This window comes from Hydrogenophaga intermedia, assembly GCF_000723405.1.
In the GTDB taxonomy this organism is placed as follows: Bacteria; Pseudomonadota; Gammaproteobacteria; order Burkholderiales; family Burkholderiaceae_C; genus Hydrogenophaga; species Hydrogenophaga intermedia.
In genome coordinates, this window is record NZ_CCAE010000030.1 from 25,529 (window position 1) to 43,874 (window position 18,346).

Below are 18,346 nucleotides of genomic sequence, written 5' to 3' on the forward strand. Positions count from 1 at the left end.
ACAGCAGCCGGGCAAGTTACCACGAAGGCCCCCGGCGCACCCTAGACTTGCCTCCCTCGACCTGTCTCTCACACGACGCTCATGCGCCTTCGTCTGCCCCGTCCGTCGCGACCGCTGTTCCTGCTGGTGCTGCCGTTCCTGTTGCCGGGCCTGGGTCTGTCAGCCGCCACGGCCCAGGCGCAGGACAAGCTGCCACAAGCCCAGGCGGCACCGACGGCCCCCACCGCCCAGACGCCCCTGCCCCCGCAACCGCGGCCCCGCGTGGCCCTGGTGCTCTCCGGCGGCGGCGCGCGCGGTTTCGCGCACGTGGGCGTGATCAAGGCACTGGAGGCCGCGCGCGTGCCGGTGGACCTGATCGTGGGCACCTCGATGGGCGCCATCATCGGCGGCCTGTACGCCAGCGGCATGACGGGCGAGCAGCTCGAGCGCGAGATCCTGTCGGTGGAATGGAACGGCCTGTTCAACACGCGCCAGCCGCGCCAGATCCTGTCCCAGCGCCGCAAGGAAGAGGACTTCGAGCTCTCGCCCGTGCTGTTGCTGGGCTTTCGCGACGGGGAGTTCCGCCTGCCCACCGGCGCGGTGTCCTCGCGCTCGCTGGAGATGCTGCTGCGCCGCTACACCCTGCCGACGCGCCACCTGAGCAGCTTCGATGCGCTGCCCACGCGCTTTCGCGCGGTGGCCACCGACATGGAGACCGGCCAGGAGGTGGTGATGGACCGCGGCGACCTGGCCGCCGCGCTGCGCGGCAGCATGTCGGTGCCGGGCGTGTTCTCGCCGCTGGGGCTGGACGGGCGCATCCTGGGCGACGGCGGCCTGGTGAACAACCTGCCGGTGAGCGTGGCGCGCGAGTTGGGCGCCGAGGTGATCATCGCGGTGAACATCGGCACGCCGCTGGCCGGGCGCGAGACGCTGTACTCGCTGGTGGGCATCACCACGCAGATGGTGCACATCCTCACCGAGCAGAACGTCAAGGCCAGCATCGCCATGCTCACGCCGCGCGACCTGCTGCTGACGCCGCCACTGGGCAAGCTGACGTCGGCCGATTTCGACCAGGCGAAGGAACTGGTGCGCCTGGGCAACGAATACGCGCAGACCGTGGTGGCCGCGCTGGAGCGCTTCTCGGTGGGCGAACGCGAGTACGTGGCGTGGACCGCGACGCGGCGCACCCAGAGCGAGCTGAACGCCACGCGCGTGGGCACCATTTCGGGCATCCGCTTCGAGGGCGTGGACGAGGCGCGCGCCGAGCGCCTGGGCGTGGGGCTCGATCACCTGAAGGGCCAGCGCGCGGACGTCAGCGTCATCGAACACGACATGGAGGCCCTGGCCGCGAGCGGCGACTACGAGCGCGTGGACTACCGCCTGGTGCGCGACCCGGACAGCGGTGGCGAGGACCTGGTGGTGGGCCTGCGCGAGAACAACTGGGGCCCCAACTACCTGCGCGTGGGCATCGACCTGCGCACCGACTTCCGCGGCGAGGGCGCGTTCAACCTGCGCATCAGCCACAACCGGCACTGGCTCACGCCCAGCGGCACCGAGTGGCGCAACCGCGTGCAGCTCGGCGAGACGCTGGGCCTGTACTCCGAGATCTACCAGCCGCTGGGCCTGACGGGCAGCACCTTCGTCGCCGGCTACGGCGACATCACCGTGCGCAAGGTGGATCTCTACGACAGCGAAAGCCGCCCGCTGGCCCGCATCCAGCGCGAGTCGCTGCGGCTGGGCGCCGACATCGGCTGGCAGATCGGCCGCCAGGGATCGGTGGGCGAGATGCGCCTGGGCGTGGTCACGAGCGCGCGGCAGTCCGAGCTGGAGCTGGTGCAGCCCGGCTTCGACATCCTGCCTGAGGTGCTGAACGTGCACTGGCGCGAGGCCGGCGTGCGCGCCGCCGTGATGGCCGATCAGCTCGACTTCGCCAACTTCCCCTCGCGCGGCTACCGCGCCTTCGGCGAAGTGGTGGTGGGCCGGCGCCACGTGCGCGACGGTGAGCGCAGCAGCTTCGCGCGCGTGGAGGGCTCGTTCACGGGCGTGCGCAGCATCGGCGAGCACACCTTCAACATGGGCCTGCGTTTCGCGCACGCCAACAACATTCCCATCGGCGCGATCGACGAGTACTCGCTGGGCGGCTTCCAGAACCTCTCGGGCTTCCGTTCGGGCCAGGTGGCGGGCAACTACCTGGCCTTCGGCCGCCTCACGTACTACCGACGCCTGCCCTGGAACGTGGGCGTCGCGCGCGCGCTGTTCGTGGGCGGCTCCATCGAAGCGGGCAATGCCTGGCTGGACCGGCGCGAGGTGTCGTTCAGCAACCTGCTGGCCGGCGGCAGCCTGTTCGTGGGGGCGGACACCGGCATCGGCCCGCTGTACCTGAGCGTGGTGAGCGCGCCGAAGGGGTTCACGGGGCTCTATCTGTTCCTGGGGCGGCCCTGAGCGGCGGCGCTGCGCCGCCGCCCTATTCCTTGTAGTAGACGACCTGGTGCGTGGTCGCCAGCAGCGAGCCCGCCTGGCTCCACACCTGGGCGCGCTGATCGAAGTAGCCGTTGCGAAAGGCACTGGATTCGGCCTGGCCGATGAGCCAGTTGTCACCCACCGCGGCAAGCTCGGCGCTTCCCGCGTGGAAGTACACCGTCATCGACACGGTGCCCGCCGGCACGCGCGTGGCGCGGCGGCGCCAGACGCGCGGGTAGAACACGTCGCACAGCGCGGTGAGGCTGGCAAAGTCCAGCGGACGTGGCGGTTCATCGCGCATCCACACCGTGGTGCGGCTGTTCTCGCCGTCGCCATCCCACACGCGCGGAATCGGTCCTTCGGCGAAGCGCAGGTCGTAGCGTTTCACCCATTCCACGGGAGCCACCACCTGCGGCTTGCCCAGGCCGGCCGGCGACAGCACCTGCGGCGCGCGCACCTCCTGCTTGCTCCAAGTCTCCCGCCTCGTGGCCGTCAGCGCGGTGGCGGTGAGCGCCGTCTCGCCGCCCTGCTCGATGCTCACCGCCCAGTGCTGGGTGGACCGGTTGGTGCGCACCGCCTGCGCCTCCACCTCGAAATCGCCATCGGCCAGCGCGGCGCAGAAGTTGACGGTGAGCGCCACTGGTTCTCCCAGGCGATCGGGGTGCAGGAGGATGGCATTGAGCGCAGTGGCCGCGGTAACGCCGCCGAAGGGCCCCACCATGTTCGCGTAAGCCGGATCGGTGCGGCCGGTGTAGCGGTTGGGTGCCGTGGCGTGAAGTGCGATGGCCTGATCAAGAGCGTGCGGGTTCATCGTCGGCAGTGTGCACCAGCGGCGTGCGCGAGCGGAACTGTCGGCCGGCTGACAGTTGCCAGCTGTTGCCTGTGTGACAGCGCGCACCGCTCAAGCTTGCAGCAGCCTGAATTCCATAGCAGCGCGGTCATGCCCCGTGGGGTTTCCCCTCATCCTTCATGTGGGTGGCATGCCCACAATGCCCCTCCTACATGGCACCGAACACCCCCAACGACTGCATCCTCGAAGCCCGCGGACTGATCAAGGAGTTCAAGGGCTTCGTGGCCGTGAACGACGTGAACCTTCGCGTGCAGCGGGGTCAGATCCACGCGCTCATCGGACCCAACGGCGCGGGCAAGACGACCGTCTTCAACCTGCTCACCAAGTTCCTCATTCCCACGCGCGGACAGATCCTCTACAACGGTGAGGACATCACCGCGCAGAAGTCCGCGCAGGTGGCGCGCCGGGGCATGGTGCGCTCGTTCCAGATCTCGGCCACCTTCCCGCACTTGAGCGTGCGAGAGAACGTGCGCATCGGCCTGCAGCGCGCCACGGGTCAGTCCTTCCACTTCTGGAAAAGCAAAAAGGTGCTCGACCGCCTGGATGCGCGCGCGATGGAGCTGCTCGAGACCGTGGGCCTGGCCGAGTTCGCCGACTGGGTGACGGTGGAGCTGCCCTACGGCCGCAAACGCGCGCTGGAGATCGCCACCACGCTGGCCACAGAGCCGGAGCTGATGCTGCTGGACGAGCCCACGCAGGGCATGGGCCACGAAGACGTGGAACGCGTGACGCAGCTGATCAAGAAGGTGTCGGCCAACCGCACGGTGCTGATGGTGGAACACAACATGAACGTGGTGTCGAGCATTGCCGACACCATCAGCGTGCTGCAGCGCGGCCAGGTGATCGCCGAAGGCAACTACGCCACCGTGTCGGCCAACCCGCAGGTGCTGGAGGCCTACATGGGCAGTGCCGAAGCGCAACTGCAGGGAGCCCACTGATGGCCACCGAGGAACTGCTGAACCTCAGCGGCGTGAACGCCTGGTACGGCGAGTCGCACATCCTGCACGGCGTCGACCTGCGCGTGAACCGCGGCGAGGTGGTGACCCTGCTGGGCCGCAACGGCGCGGGCCGCACCACCACGCTCAAGTCCATCATGGGCATGGTGGGCAAGCGCACCGGCTCCATCCGCCTCTTCGGGCAGGAAACGGTGAACATGTCCACGCACCAGGTCGCGCGCCTGGGCCTGGGTTACTGCCCCGAAGAGCGCGGCATCTTCGCCAGCCTGAGCTGCGAGGAAAACCTGCTGCTGCCACCCGTGGTGGCCGACGGCGGCATGCCGCTCGACGAACTCTACGAGCTGTTCCCCAACCTGAAGGAACGACGCAACAGCCCGGGCACGCGCCTGTCCGGCGGCGAGCAGCAGATGCTCGCGGTCGCGCGCATCCTGCGCACCGGCGCCAAGCTGCTGCTGCTCGACGAGATCTCGGAAGGCCTGGCGCCCGTCATCGTGCAGACCCTGGCGCGCACCATCCGCACCTTGCGCGAGCGCGGCTTCACCATCGTGATGGTCGAACAGAACTTCCGATTCGCGGCGCCACTGGCCGACCGCTTCTACGTCATGGAACATGGCCGCATCGTCGAAGGCTTCACCGCCGCCGAACTCGACGCGAAGATGGGCATGTTGCACGAGTATCTCGGCGTCTGAACAACGCCGGGTGGGTCTTTCCACGTTCACACTGACTGAAGGAGACGACGACATGAAGAGGATGACGACGAAGCTGCTGGCCACCGCCGCCGCGGCGCTGCTGACGGCGGGGGCTGCGCAGGCGCAGATCTCCGACGGGGTGGTCAAGATCGGCGTGATGAACGACATGTCCGGCCTGTACGCCGACATCGGCGGCCCGGGTTCGGTGCTGGCCGCGCGCATGGCCGTGGAAGACTACACGGCCACCAACAAGGGCCTCAAGGTCGAGGTCGTCTCGGCCGACCACCAGAACAAGCCGGACGTGGGCTCCACCGTGGCGCGCACCTGGTACGACGTGGAGAAGGTCGACGCCATCTTCGACGTGCCGACGTCTTCCGTGGCCCTGGCCATCAACCAGGTCACCAAGGAAAAAGGCAAGGCCTTCGTCAACACCGGCGCGGCCACGTCCGACCTGACCGGCAAGCAGTGCAGCCCCAACACCGTGCACTGGCTCTACGACACCTGGATGCTGGCCAACGGCACCGGCAGCGCGATCGTGAAGACCGGCGGCGACACCTGGTTCTTCCTGACCGCCGACTACGCCTTCGGCCACGCGTTGGAGCGCGACACCGAAGCGGTGGTGCTGAAGAACGGCGGCAAGGTGCTGGGTAAGGTACGCACCCCCTTCCCGGGCAGCGACTTCAGTTCCTTCCTGCTGCAGGCCCAGTCGTCCAAGGCCAAGATCATCGGCCTGGCCAACGCGGGTGGCGACACCATCAACAGCATCAAACAGGCGGCCGAATTCGGCATCGTCAAGGGCGGCCAGAACCTGGCCGGCCTGCTGGTGTTCCTGCCCGACATTCACGGCCTGGGCCTGAACACCGCGCAGGGCCTGGTGTTCACCGAAACCTTCTACTGGGACCTGAACGACCAGACCCGCGCCTGGAGCAAGCGCTTCGCCGAGCGCAACGGCGGCAAGTACCCCAGCGCCGACCACGCGGGTGTCTACGCCTCGGTGCTGCACTACTTGAAGGCGGTCGATGCCGGCAAGACCGATGACGGCACCAAGACCATTGCCAAGATGAAGGAACTGCCGACCGACGACCCGCTGTTCGGCAAGGGCACCATCCGTCCCGATGGCCGCAAGATCCACCCGGCCTACCTGTTCGAGGTCAAGAAGCCCTCGGAGTCCAAAGGGCCGTACGACTACTACAAGGTCCGCGCCACCATCCCCGCCGACCAGGCCTTCCGTCCCCTCAAGGACGGCGAGTGCCCGCTGGTGAAGTAAGCGAGAGGATGTTCAGAGCATGACCGAGATCTTCGGCATTCCCACCGCGGCCCTGTTCGGGCAGTTGCTGATCGGGCTGATCAACGGCTCGTTCTACGCCCTGCTCTCGCTGGGGCTGGCCGTGATCTTCGGTCTGCTCAACATCATCAACTTCACGCACGGCGCCCAGTACATGATGGGCGCCTTCGTGGCCTGGCTGCTGCTCAACAAGCTGGGCATCGGCTACTGGTGGGCGCTGCTGATCGCACCCATCGTGGTCGGCACCACCGGTGTGCTGATCGAGCGCTTCATGCTCAAGCGGCTGTACCAGCTCGACCACCTCTACGGCCTGTTGCTCACCTTCGGCGTCGCGCTCATCATCCAGGGCCTGTTCCGCCACGAGTACGGCTCATCGGGCCAGCCCTATGCCATTCCCGAGCAGTTGATGGGCGCGCAGAACCTGGGCTTCATGTTCCTGCCCAATTACCGCGGCTGGGTGGTGGCGGCCTCGCTCATCGTGTGCCTGTCCACCTGGTTCGTCATCGAGCGCACCAAGCTCGGCGCCTACCTGCGCGCGGCCACCGAGAACCCCACGCTGGTGCAGGGCTTCGGCATCAACGTGCCGCGCATGATCACGCTCACCTATGGCTTCGGCGTGGGCCTGGCCGCGCTGGCGGGTGTGATGGCCGCCCCCATCTACCAGGTGAGCCCGCAGATGGGCTCGGACCTCATCATCGTGGTGTTCGCGGTGGTGGTGATCGGCGGCATGGGCTCCATCATGGGCGCCATCCTCACCGGCTTCGGCCTGGGCATCATCGAAGGCCTCACCAAGGTCTTCTACCCCGAGGCCTCCAGCACGGTCATCTTCGTGATCATGGCCATCGTGCTGCTGATCCGGCCCGCCGGATTGTTCGGAACCGAGAAGTGAAGCCGCGATGAGCACCACGACCACCACCATCGCCCACGCGGGCAGCGCCCACAAGGCCCCCGCCAGCAACGCGTCCCTGGCCATCGCCTTCGCCATCATGGCCGCGTTCTTCCTGATCGCGCCCACCGTGGTGTACCCGGTGTTCCTGATGAAGGTGATGTGCTTTGCGCTGTTCGCCTGCGCCTTCAACCTGCTCATCGGCTTCGGCGGGCTGCTGTCCTTCGGGCACGCCATGTTCCTCGGCGGCGCGGGCTATGCCTCAGCGCACGCGGCCAAGGTCTGGGGCTTCACGCCCGAACTGGCCATCCTGTTCGGCACCTGCTGCGCGGTGCTGCTGGGCGTGGTGGTGGGCGCATTGGCCATCCGCCGCCAGGGCATCTACTTCGCCATGATCACGCTCGCGTTGGCGCAGATGGTGTTCTTCTTCAGCCTGCAGGCGAAGTTCACCGGCGGGGAAGACGGCATCCAGGCGGTGCCGCGCGGCCACCTCTTCGGCCTGATCGACCTGAGCCAGCCCCTGGCCATGTACGCCGTCGTCTTCGTCGTCTTCATCGCCGGCTTCCTGCTCATCTGGCGCGTGGTGCACTCGCCCTTCGGCCAGGTGCTGCAGGCCATCCGCGAGAACGAGGCGCGCGCCACCTCGCTGGGCTACGACACCGACCGCTACAAGCACCTGGCCTTCGTGCTGTCGGCCGGCCTGGCCGGTGCGGCCGGCGCCACCAAGGCCATCGTGTTCCAGCTTGCCTCGCTCACCGACGTGCACTGGAGCATGTCGGGCGAGGTGGTGTTGATGACCCTGCTGGGCGGCATGGGCACGCTGTTCGGGCCCGTGGTGGGCGCGGCCATCATCGTGTCGATGCAGAACTACCTGGCCCAGCTCGGCGCCTGGGTGACGGTGGTGCAGGGCGTGATCTTCGTGATCTGCGTGCTGGCGTTCCGCCGCGGGGTGGTGGGCGAGATCGCGAACCTGATCAAGAAGCCGTTGTAAACGGCGCATCCCCCAAAAACAAAGCGCCCCACGGGGCGCTTTGTTTCTTGATCCAGGGCACCGCGGAACCGGCTTCGCCGGGCCGCAGGTGCCGCCCCCCTCTGGGGGGTGACGCGCCGAAGGCGCGGCGCGGGGGGGGCGCGTGGTCACACGCGCTCGAAGATTCCCGCCGCGCCCTGCCCCATGCCCACGCACATGGTCACCATGCCGTACTTCTTCTGGTGCCGCTGCAGCGCGTGCACCACGGTGGCCGAGCGGATGGCGCCCGTGGCACCCAGCGGGTGGCCCAGGGCGATGGCGCCGCCCATGGGGTTGACCTTGGCCGGGTCCAGGCCCAGGGTGTTGATGACCGCGAGCGACTGGGCCGCGAAGGCCTCGTTGAGCTCGATCCAGTCCATGTCGTCCTGCTTGAGGCCGGCGTATTTCAACGCCGCGGGAATGGCCTCCACCGGGCCGATGCCCATGATGTGCGGCGGCACACCGCGGCTGGCGTAGCTGACGAAGCGCGCCAGCGGCTTCAAGCCGAAGCGCTTGACCGCCGCCTCGCTGGCCAGGATCAGCGCGCCCGCGCCGTCGCTGGTCTGCGAGCTGTTGCCCGCCGTGACCGAGCCGCGCGCGGCGAACACGGTGCGCAGCTTCGCCAGGCCCTCCAGGCTGGTGTCAGGGCGCGCGCCTTCGTCCAGGCTCACGGTGCGCGTGGTCTTGCTCACCTCGGCCGTCTCCAGGTCCACGTCGCGCTCGGTCACTTCCACGGGCGTGATCTCGTTGGCGAACTCGCCGTTCTTCATGGCGATCACCGCGCGCTGGTGCGACTGCAGCGCGAACTGATCCTGCGCGTCGCGCGAGACCTTCCACTGCTGCGCCACCTTCTCGGCCGTGAGGCCCATGCCGTAGGCGATGCCGTACTGCTCCACGTCCTGCGTGTTGGCGAAGATGGCGGGCGACAGGCTGGGCGAGTTGCCCATCATGGGCACCATGCTCATGCTTTCGGTGCCGGCCGCGATCATCACGTCGGCTTCGCCCACGCGGATGCGGTCGGCCGCCATGGCCACGGCCGACAGGCCCGAGGCGCAGAAGCGGTTGACCGTGATGCCGCCCACGCTGTTGGGCAGGCCCGCGAGGATGGCGCCGATGCGCGCCACGTTCAGGCCCTGCTGGGCCTCGGGAATGGCGCAGCCGCAGATGATGTCTTCGATGGCCTTGGGGTCCAGGCCCGGCGCCTGCGCGAGCGCCGAACGCAGGGCGATGGCGAGCATGTCATCGGGGCGCAGGTGCTTGAACGAGCCCTTGTGCGAGCGGCCGATGGGCGTGCGCGTGGCGGCGACGATGTAGGCGTCTTGAACTTGTTTGCTCATGTCGTGGCTCCTCAGTTGCGGACCGGCTTGCCGGTGTTGAGCATGCCGAGAATCCGTTCCTGGGTTTTCGGGTGCGTGATGAGCGCGCAGAAGGCCTGTCGCTCCAGCGTCATGAGGTACTCCTCGCTCACCAGCGTGCCTGGGTCCACGTCGCCACCGGTGACCACGTTGGCGATCAGGCTGGCGATGTGGAAGTCGTGCTGGCTGATGAAACCGCCGTCGCGCATGTTCACGAGCTGGCCCATGACGGTGGCCTTGCCGTCGCGGCCGGCCACGGGGAACAGGCGCTTGTGCGGCGCGCGGTAGCCGGCGCGGAACATCGCTTTCGCCTCGTTGAGTGCCACGTACAGCAACTCGTCCTTGTGCGGCACGATGAGGTCGGAATCGAGCAGGTAGCCGATGCTGCGCGACTCGATCGCACTGGTGCCGACCTTGGCCATGGCGGCGGCGGTGAAGCCTTCGGTGAGGAAGGGCAGCAGGTCCTTGCCGGTGGAGGCCTGGGCGTTCTCGGCCGCGCGGCGCGCGATGTAGGTGAGGCCGCCGGCGCCGGGGATCAGGCCCACGCCCACTTCCACCAGGCCGACGTAGCTTTCCATGTGGGCCACGCGCTTGCCGCTGTAGACGGCCAACTCGCAACCACCGCCCAGCGCCATGCCGCGAATGGCCGAGACCACCGGCACGCTGGCGTAGCGCAGGCGCAGCATGGTCTGCTGCATGAAGCCTTCGGCGTCTTCGATGGCGGCCACGCCCACGGCCAGGAAGGCCGGCAGCATGGCCTGCAGGTCAGCGCCCACGCTGAAGGGCTCGTCGCCCGACCAGACCACCAGGCCCTGGTACCGCGCCTCGGCCAGTTCCACGGCCTGCATCAGGCCCTCGCAGACCTCGGGGCTGATGGCGTGCATCTTGGTCTTGATGCTGGCGATCAGGACCTCGTTGTCCAGCGTCCAGAGCCGGACCGCATCGGTCTCTTCGATGGTGGTGCCGGCGTCGGCAAAGCGCGGGCCGGCTTCGCCGAGCAGCAGCTCAGGGAAAAGCTGGCGCTCAACCACAGGCAACTGGCGGCGCGGCTCGAACACACCCTTCGTGGGGTTCCACGAGCCTTGCGCGGTGTGCACACCACCGGCACCACCATTCGATTCCACCACCGGGCCCTTGAACACCCAGTCGGGCAAGGGCGCCCTGCTCAGCGCATTGCCGGCATCGATGTCCTCCTGGACCATCTTCGCCACCTCCAGCCAGCCCGCTTCCTGCCACAGCTCGAAGGGTCCCTGCTTCATGCCGAAGCCCCAGCGCATGGCCAGGTCCACGTCGCGCGCGGTGTCGGCGATGGTGGCCAGGTGCACGGCGGCGTAGTGGAAGCTGTTGCGCAGGATCGCCCAAAGGAAGCGGCCTTGCGGGCCGGTGCTGTTTCTCAGCAGCTTCAGGCGCTCACCCGCGGGCTTCTTGAGCATGCGGCCATAGACCTCGTCGGCCTTCTCGCCCGAGGGCACGTACTCGCCGCTCTCCAGATCGAAGCGCAGGATGTCGCGGCCCACCTTCTTGAAGAAACCGGCCTTGGCCTTCTGGCCCAGGTGGCCCTTCTCTAGCAGCGCCTTGAGCACGGGCGGCGTGCCGAAGCTGGCGTAGAACGGGTCGGTCTCGGCGTTCAGGTTGTCCTGCAGCGTCTTGATGACGTGGGCCATGGTGTCCAGGCCCACCACGTCGGCGGTGCGGAAGGTGCCGCTGCTGGCGCGGCCCAGGCGCTTGCCGGTGAGGTCGTCCACCACGTCGAAGGTGAGGCCGAAGTTCTCCACCTCCTTCATCGTGGCCAGCATGCCGGCGATGCCGATGCGGTTGGCGATGAAGTTGGGCGTGTCTTTGGCGCGCACCACGCCCTTGCCGAGGCCGCTGGTGACGAAGGTTTCGAGCTGGTCGAGGATCTCGGGCTGCGTGGTGGGCGTGGCGATCAGCTCCACCAGCGTCATGTAGCGCGGCGGGTTGAAGAAGTGGATGCCGCAGAAGCGCGGCTTGATCGCTTCGGGCAGGGCCTCGCTCAGTTTCGTGATCGACAGGCCCGAGGTGTTGGACGCGACGATGGCGTGCGCGGCCAGGTGCGGTGCGATCTTCTGGTACAGGTCCAGCTTCCAGTCCATGCGCTCGGCGATGGCCTCGATCACGAGGTCGCATTCGCCCAGCAGGGCCATGTGCTCCTCGTAGTTGGCCGCGACGATGAGATCCGCATCGGCGGCCACGCCGATGGGCGAGGGCTTGAGCTTCTTCAGGTTCTCGATCGCCTTGGTGACGATGCCGTTCTTCGGGCCCTCCTTCGCCGGAAGATCGAAGAGGACAACGGGCACCTTGACGTTGACGAGGTGGGCGGCGATCTGCGCGCCCATCACGCCCGCGCCAAGCACGGCGACTTTTCTGACGTTGAATCGGTTCATGTGGTTTCCGTGAATGGCTGACAGGGTCTCACTCGACGCGATGCCAGACTTGCGTTCGGAAGAAGGGGCCGAGGTAGCCGCGCATCTCGAGCTGCGCGCCGCCGTTGACCGGTTTCAGGCGCGCGCGGTAGCTCTTGCCGTTGTTGGGGTCGACGATGCTGCCACCCTCATACACGGCCTTGTCGCTCTCGCCCTGCTTGATGCCGCGCAGGATTTCCAGGCCGAGGATGGGCTTGTCCTTGCGGTCGTCGCTGCACTTGTCGCACACCGCCTTCTGGTCGGTGGCGGGGTCGAGCAGCTTCTCGATGCGCCCGCTGAAGACGCCGTTGCTCTCGGTGATGCGCACCAGCGACTTCTCCTTCTTCGAGTCGTCGTCGATGGTCTTCCACAGGCCCGTGGGCGTCATCTGCGCGTGGGCCAGGCCGGACAGCGCGATCAGGGAGGTGGCAAGCGTCATCTTAAGCAACATGGCGGTCTCCTTGGGTTGAAGCGTTCGATCAGGCCAGCGCCAGATCCGTGTCCATCAAAACCTTGCTCCCCGAACGCGCCAGCCGCATCAGCGTGGCCGTCTCGGGGAACAGCTTGGCGAAGTAGAAGCGCGCGGTCTGCAGCTTGGCGGTGTAGAACGGGTCGGTGCTGCCACCGTCGATGGCGCGCAGCGCGGCCTGGGCCATGCGCGCGAAGAAGTAGGCGAACACCAGGTGGCCGGCCACGCGCAGGTAGGGCACGGCCGCAGCGCCCACCTCGTCGGGGTTCTGCAAGCCCTTGAAGCCGATCTCGGTGGTGAACTTGGTCATCTGCTCGCCCAGGTAGCCCAGCGGGTTGATGAACTCGGCCATCTTCTCGTTCACGCCCTCTTCTTCCACCAGCGCGGCCACCAGCTTGCCGAACTTCTTGAGCGTGGCGCCGTTGTTGCCCAGCACCTTGCGGCCCAGCAGGTCCAGGCTCTGAACCGTGTTGGTGCCTTCGTAGATCATGTTGATGCGGGCATCGCGCACGTACTGCTCCATGCCCCATTCCTTGATGTACCCGTGGCCGCCGAACACCTGCATGCAGTGGTTGGTGGCCTCGAAGCCGTTGTCGGTGAGGAAGGCCTTGGCGATGGGCGTGAGCAGCGCGGCGAGGTCGGCGCTGTCCTTGCGCACCTTCTCGTCGGGGTGGTGCAGTTCTTTCTCGAGCAGCAGGGTGCAGAACATCAGCAGCGCGCGCCCACCTTCGGCGTAGGCCTTGGCGGTGAGCAGCATCTTGCGCACGTCGGGGTGCACGATGATGGGATCGGCCGGCTTGTCCTTGGCCTTCACGCCCGAGAGGCTGCGCATCTGGATGCGGTCCTTGGCGTAGACCAGGGCGTTCTGGTAGGCCACTTCGGTGAGGCCCAGGCTCTGGTTGCCCACGCCCAGGCGGGCGGCGTTCATCATCACGAACATGGCCGGCAGGCCCTTGTTGGGCTCGCCCACCAGGGTACCAACGGCACCGTCCAGCACCATCTGCGCGGTGGCGTTGCCGTGGATGCCCATCTTGTGCTCCAGGCCGCCGCAGTGGATGCCGTTGCGCTCGCCGATGCTGCCGTCGGCCTTCACCTTGTATTTGGGCACCAGGAACAGGCTGATGCCTTTGCTGCCCACGGGCGCGTCGGGCAGGCGCGCGAGCACCAGGTGCAGGATGTTCTCGGCCAGGTCGTGCTCACCGGCGCTGATGAAGATCTTCTGGCCGGTGAGCTTGTAGGTGCCGTCGGCCTGGGGCTCGGCCTTGGTGCGCAGCAGGCCCAGGTCGGTGCCGCAGTGGGGTTCGGTCAGGCACATGGTGCCGGTCCACTCGCCGCTGGTGAGCTTGGGCAGGTACAGCTGCTTCTGCTCGGGCGAACCGTGCGCGTGCAGGCACTCATACGCGCCGTGCGACAGGCCGGGGTACATGGTCCAGGCCTGGTTGGCGCTGTTGAGCATCTCGTAGAGGCACTGGTTCACGATCAGGGGCAGGCCCTGGCCACCGAACTCGGGGTCGCACGACAGCGCGGGCCAGCCGCCTTCCACGTACTGCGCGTAGGCCTCCTTGAAGCCCTTGGGCGCCTTCACCTCGTGCGTGGCCTTGTCGAGCACGCAGCCTTCTTCGTCGCCGCTGATGTTGAGCGGGAAGGTCACCTCGGCCGCGAACTTGCCGCCTTCCTCCAGCACCGCGTTGATGGTGTCGGCGTCGATGTCGGCGTGGTTGGGGCAGGCCTTGAGCTCGTCGACGGCGTTGAAGACCTCGTGCATGACGAACTGCATATCGCGCAGCGGCGGGGTGTAGACGGGCATGGGTGGGTTCTCCTGTGGTTTCGTCGAAGTGAGGAAAGAAAATCAGCTCTTGCGGCTGGCGGGCTGGTGCGCGCCGTTGCGTTCGAGGATGGCGCCGAAACCGCGCCAGGCGCGGTCGATGCAGCCGGGGCTGCGCAGGAAGCGCGCCTCGTAGTGCAGGGCAAGAATCAAACCGTGGATTTCGAAGGCGACCTGTGACGCGTCCGTGTCGGCCGACAGGTGGCCCTCTTCGGCCGCGATCTCGATCGCGCGGCGCAGGGCCTCCTGCCAGGTGCTCACCGAACTGGCCAGCGCGTCGCGCACGGGGCCGGGCCGGTCGTCGAACTCGACGGCGCCACTGATATAGATGCAGCCCGAGTCGATCTCGACCGAGGTGCGCTTCATCCAGTTGTCGAACAGGGCGCGCAGGCGCGGCAGGCCACGCGCGGCGTCCATGGCGGGGTAGAAAACCTCGTCCTCGAAGCGCGTGTGGTACTCGCGCACCACCGAGATCTGCAACTCCTCGCGTGAGCCGAAGTGCGCGAACACGCCGGACTTGCTCATCTGCATGACCTCGGCGAGCGCGCCGATGGACAGGCCTTCCAGACCGATCTGCGTGGCCAGACCCAGCGCCGCGTCGACGATGGCGGCCTTGGTCTGCTGGCCCTTGGGTTGGGGCTTGGCCGCGCCGCCATCGGTGGTGGCGGCGCGGCGGGGGCGGCGGGCGGTGGTGTCGCTCATGCGTGGCCTGGGGTGGATCGGCCGGGGTATCGGCCGAAAGAAACGAACGGTCGTTCTATTTTTACCCGGATTTCGTTGATCCACACAAGCAGGAAGCCGAAATCACACCCTCCGGTTTAGAGCCAAGGCTCTAAGGCCGTCGCAGTAGTCCGATACCGGCAGGTGGTATCCCGCCCTCCTTGGTCAGATATCACGAAAGGATTTTTGCCAAGTCGAACAGCCTTGCGGCCGACGGCGAAACCGCAACAAGCGGGCGCCACGGGGAGCCAACACCAGCCCAGGAGGCGCCATGCGCGTCGGTTCATTCTCCCGCTCGTCATCGACCTCACGACTGTCCACGGACCTGCAGGAGCCGTCGCCCAGCCCTCGCACACGGCTGGAAGAGGCTCGAATCCGCTTCTTGACCCTGGAAGAAAAGCATCTGGCACCAACGACGTTTTACAAGCAGCACGGCGAATTCACCCTCAAGGACAGAGACCTGTGGCATCTGCTGGAGCAATTTGCCTTGCACGGGGGTCGCGTGCTGGATCTCAGCGCACACGACTTCGCATTGGAGCGCGTGCCTCCGGAGGTGATGGAGGCCTTCGGTGACATTTGCCGCGACATCGAGCCACCGCCACAGGAGTTGCTTCTGCCGCCACTGAAAAAACTGCCCCTCTGGGTCAATGGCCTTCCCCTGCAACGGCTGGGCATGCATGGGTTCTTCGGTCAGCGACTGGACGCGCGGTCCCTGCCCCGCCTGCAACATCTGGACCTGGGCACCGTGCCGACCAAGCGCATGACGCTGCGGGTGCCGACCCAATGCGTGGTCGGCGCGGTTCACGCCGATGGCCGTGCCGCGAAGTTCATGTCCCAGGGAGCGGATGGGCATCGCGTGCTTCGACTCCGCCCCCGCGGCCTGAACTTCAATGGCAGGGCAACATTCAAGGGCACCAAGGACGACATCCTCTGCCGGCACCTGTCGCTGGCCATGCTCAGCGCCTGGAAGGAGTTCGAGTGGCGCCCCGCCGTGTTCGACAACCTGGTCAGCCCCTTGCGCTGGCTGGGATCGTTCTCGGCAATCCAGCAGAACGTTTCGCCCGAATCGGATGCCCTCTGTCAGCAGCTGGTCGAGCGCCCGAAAGACGCCCACTTCGTGGCCGAAGAGGAATGGGACCGATTCGTGCACTGGCAGTTCGACCGCATGCGGCGCGAAGGCAAGACCACCGGCTACGCCATGGTCTCGACCAACAACCACGCCATGGCCATCAAGTTCGACGCCAGCACGCCTGGCCAGGAACTCATCGAGTGCTTCGACCCCAACTTCACCACGGAACTCGTGCGCAGCCGGGCACCGTTCGAGATGGACACCTTGTTTCACAAGTCGGCACGCGTGAGGGCGGCCTACCTCGGTGCCGAGGACCAGGCGTTCGGCCCGGCACCCCATCTGCGGGTCACCATGATCGAGAACCCGTTCGACCTGAAGGGCAGCATCGCCGCCAAGCGCAGCCAGCGCTCCTTGACCACCGGGTTCGCGCGCCTCCCGCAGCACTGGCACCCGGCCATCGTGAAGGAATTGGTCGAAGGCGGATTCGTCGAGTCGCTGGACAGCCTGCCGCGTTGGCTGGACAACGCCGATATGACGGCGGAGGAATTCAAGGCGTTCGTCGTCAGCGCCGATGCCCACGGCTATTCGTCGCTGTACCTGGCCTGCGAAGGTGGGCACGCGGAGGTGATGCCCGTGTTGCACGACTGCCTGCTGGTTGGCGCGCGGCGCAAGCTGCTGTCGGAGAAGGACATCGTGGGCATCCTGACCGCGCAGACCCCTTTGGGCAGAACCGCCCTGGAAGCCGGGTTCCGCGACAACCATGCCGAGACAGTGAAGGCGTTCAGCACCCTGGTGCTGGACCTCGCCAAGAAGGACCTTCTCTCCCCCAAGTCCGTGCACCAGTTGATGCGGGCCAAGACACCCACGGGCTTGCCTCAGGTAGTCAACATCCGTTCCAACAAGGTCGCCTGCGCCTACGACACCGCCATCCGCAAGCTGTATGACGCGGATGCGCTGACCAAGGACGCCTACCAGGATCTGCGCGAGGAGCTGAAAAGCGCCCGCGAGGACATCGCCCTCGACAAGGCCAAGCGAAAGCAGGGGAACAAAGCCGCGAAGGCCGCACTCATCTGAACCTTGCGTGGAGGCTGTCTGCGCCAGACTGAATCCCTACTGCCAAGGAAGCCCCCGTCTTCCAGCCATCCGATCCAGGCCGGCAAGGATCGCAGGGGGATGGTGGACCGGATCACCCGGGGTCAAGCTGGCGCCCATGGATTGCCCCCCCAAGCCCACCGCCCCATGACCGCCAGCCACGAGATTCCTGAAGCGACTGCCCGCGACACCTGGCGCAGCCGCTTCCTGACGTTGCAGCTCAGTTGCCTGGACTCGGAAGCTTTCACCCTGGCCGACTTCGCGCTCTGGCACACGCTGGAAGAACACATCTGCCATGGCGGCGACGTGCTGGACCTGAGCGCGCACGAAGAGGCACTGCGCCGCGCGCCCGACGAACTGATGGAGGCTTTCGCCGACGCCTGCCGGCTGTTCCGCCGGCGCGCGAAGGCGCTGCATCTTCCGGCTGGCCTGCCGGCCCTTCCCTCTTGGCTCGGCGCGCTACCCTGGATCGAACACCTCACGGCGCCGGGACTTGCCGGCGCGACGGCGGTACAAGCCGCCTGAGCCGTCCGCTCAGCCCCGCCCGCCGGGCAGCAGCAGCGCCAGGCTGTGCTCCAGACTTTCGTTGGGCGAGCGCTTGAAGCCGCTGCGCGCGAAGCGCTGAAGCCGGCCCACGCAGAAGGCCGTGATGACCGAAGCGTCGGCCTGCGCGTCCACCGTGGGGGTGGCGGCGCCGCCCAGCGAGGCGGCTTCGCGCAGGTTCTGGCGCAGGGTGGCCTCGATCTTGTCGAAGAAGAGGTTCATGCGCTGCTGCAGGCGCTCGTTCTCGAAGACCAGGGCATCACCGACCATGACGCGCGTCATGCCGGGGTTCTTCTCGCCGAACTGCAGCAGCAGGGCCACGAGCTTGCGGCAGCGCACCAGGCTGTCGGACTCGCGCTCGTCGAGCTGGCTGATCAGGCCGAAGACGGTCTGCTCGATGAACTCGATCAGACCCTCGAACATCTGGGCCTTGCTCGCGAAGTGGCGGTACAGCGCGGCTTCGCTCACCTCGAGCCGCGCCGCCAGGGCCGCGGTGGTGATGCGCTCCGCACCGGGTTGCTCGAGCATGGTGGCCAGGGCCTGCAGGATCTGCACGCGCCGTTCACCGGGCTTGGGCCGCTTGCGACCGGGGACGTCGGCCGCTGCTGCCGCCGGCGCGGTGTCAAGCGTGTCCTCAGGCATGGGCATGTCGGGCGCGGCAGCAGTGGTCATGGTCGATGGTCCGTGAGGTGGCTGTCAGTCCGGTGGACTCGGGGCACCCAATGGGGCCCGGGGT

15 protein-coding genes are annotated in these 18,346 nt (G+C 67.1%); 8 read left to right on the forward strand and 7 right to left on the reverse strand.

What is annotated here, in order from left to right; translation table 11 throughout:
• Window positions 1-81: 81 nt before the first annotated feature.
• Window positions 82-2,421 (forward strand): patatin-like phospholipase family protein, encoded by a 2,340-nt coding sequence (locus BN948_RS16335; RefSeq protein ID WP_009519725.1) that lies wholly within the window; start codon window positions 82-84, stop codon window positions 2,419-2,421.
• A gap of 22 nt (window positions 2,422-2,443) precedes the next feature.
• Here BN948_RS16335 and BN948_RS16340 read toward each other — a convergent pair whose 3' ends face one another.
• Window positions 2,444-3,250, reverse strand: coding sequence for an acyl-CoA thioesterase (locus BN948_RS16340; RefSeq protein WP_009519724.1), 807 nt, complete (start codon window positions 3,248-3,250; stop codon window positions 2,444-2,446).
• Between the two features lie 191 nt (window positions 3,251-3,441).
• Here BN948_RS16340 and BN948_RS16345 point away from each other — a divergent pair, with 191 nt between their 5' ends.
• The 5 genes from BN948_RS16345 to BN948_RS16365 all read left to right on the forward strand — a co-directional run bounded on the left by BN948_RS16345 (window position 3,442) and on the right by BN948_RS16365 (window position 8,096).
• Window positions 3,442-4,227, forward strand: coding sequence for an ABC transporter ATP-binding protein (locus BN948_RS16345; RefSeq protein ID WP_009519723.1), 786 nt, complete (start codon window positions 3,442-3,444; stop codon window positions 4,225-4,227).
• The gene (locus BN948_RS16350; RefSeq protein ID WP_009519722.1) at window positions 4,227-4,934 is read left to right on the forward strand and encodes an ABC transporter ATP-binding protein; all 708 of its coding nucleotides are present in this window, start codon (window positions 4,227-4,229) and stop codon (window positions 4,932-4,934) included. The genes BN948_RS16345 and BN948_RS16350 overlap by 1 nt, the downstream gene beginning before the upstream one ends.
• A 61-nt stretch (window positions 4,935-4,995) precedes the next feature.
• The gene (locus tag BN948_RS16355; RefSeq protein WP_035622618.1) at window positions 4,996-6,201 is read left to right on the forward strand and encodes an ABC transporter substrate-binding protein; all 1,206 of its coding nucleotides are present in this window, start codon (window positions 4,996-4,998) and stop codon (window positions 6,199-6,201) included.
• 19 nt (window positions 6,202-6,220) lie between these two features.
• A complete protein-coding gene (locus BN948_RS16360) occupies window positions 6,221-7,108 on the forward strand; it encodes a branched-chain amino acid ABC transporter permease (protein ID WP_009519719.1) in 888 nt (295 codons plus the stop codon).
• Between the two features lie 97 nt (window positions 7,109-7,205).
• On the forward strand, window positions 7,206-8,096 hold the full coding sequence (locus BN948_RS16365; protein WP_236953967.1) for a branched-chain amino acid ABC transporter permease: 891 nt from the start codon (window positions 7,206-7,208) through the stop codon (window positions 8,094-8,096).
• A 146-nt stretch (window positions 8,097-8,242) separates the two neighbouring features.
• Here the strand turns inward: BN948_RS16365 and BN948_RS16370 are convergent, their stop codons facing one another.
• The 5 genes from BN948_RS16370 to BN948_RS16390 are packed head-to-tail and all read right to left on the reverse strand — an operon-like array spanning window position 8,243 to window position 14,888.
• Window positions 8,243-9,451, reverse strand: coding sequence for an acetyl-CoA C-acyltransferase (locus BN948_RS16370; protein WP_009519716.1), 1,209 nt, complete (start codon window positions 9,449-9,451; stop codon window positions 8,243-8,245).
• An 11-nt stretch (window positions 9,452-9,462) separates the two neighbouring features.
• On the reverse strand, window positions 9,463-11,874 hold the full coding sequence (locus tag BN948_RS16375) for a 3-hydroxyacyl-CoA dehydrogenase/enoyl-CoA hydratase family protein (RefSeq protein WP_009519715.1): 2,412 nt from the start codon (window positions 11,872-11,874) through the stop codon (window positions 9,463-9,465).
• A gap of 28 nt (window positions 11,875-11,902) precedes the next feature.
• Entirely contained in the window at window positions 11,903-12,343 is a 441-nt protein-coding gene (locus BN948_RS16380) for a DUF2147 domain-containing protein (RefSeq protein WP_009519714.1), read from the reverse strand.
• 28 nt (window positions 12,344-12,371) lie between these two features.
• On the reverse strand, window positions 12,372-14,168 hold the full coding sequence (locus BN948_RS16385) for an acyl-CoA dehydrogenase C-terminal domain-containing protein (RefSeq protein WP_009519713.1): 1,797 nt from the start codon (window positions 14,166-14,168) through the stop codon (window positions 12,372-12,374).
• Between the two features lie 42 nt (window positions 14,169-14,210).
• Window positions 14,211-14,888 carry a TetR/AcrR family transcriptional regulator gene (locus tag BN948_RS16390; protein WP_009519712.1) on the reverse strand — a complete coding sequence of 226 codons (678 nt, stop codon included), beginning with the start codon at window positions 14,886-14,888 and terminating at the stop codon, window positions 14,211-14,213.
• A gap of 400 nt (window positions 14,889-15,288) precedes the next feature.
• On the opposite strand from BN948_RS16390, the gene BN948_RS16395 reads away from it, so the two are divergent.
• Both BN948_RS16395 and BN948_RS16400 read left to right on the forward strand, forming a co-directional pair.
• Window positions 15,289-17,049, forward strand: coding sequence for a ShET2/EspL2 family type III secretion system effector toxin (locus BN948_RS16395; protein WP_035622595.1), 1,761 nt, complete (start codon window positions 15,289-15,291; stop codon window positions 17,047-17,049).
• Window positions 17,050-17,214: 165 nt separating this feature from the next.
• Window positions 17,215-17,592: a hypothetical protein gene (locus BN948_RS16400; protein WP_009519709.1), complete on the forward strand. Its 378-nt coding sequence runs from the start codon at window positions 17,215-17,217 to the stop codon at window positions 17,590-17,592.
• Window positions 17,593-17,601: 9 nt separating this feature from the next.
• Here the strand turns inward: BN948_RS16400 and slmA are convergent, their stop codons facing one another.
• Entirely contained in the window at window positions 17,602-18,258 is a 657-nt protein-coding gene (gene slmA / locus BN948_RS16405) for a nucleoid occlusion factor SlmA (RefSeq protein WP_138819871.1), read from the reverse strand.
• Window positions 18,259-18,346 lie beyond the last annotated feature (88 nt).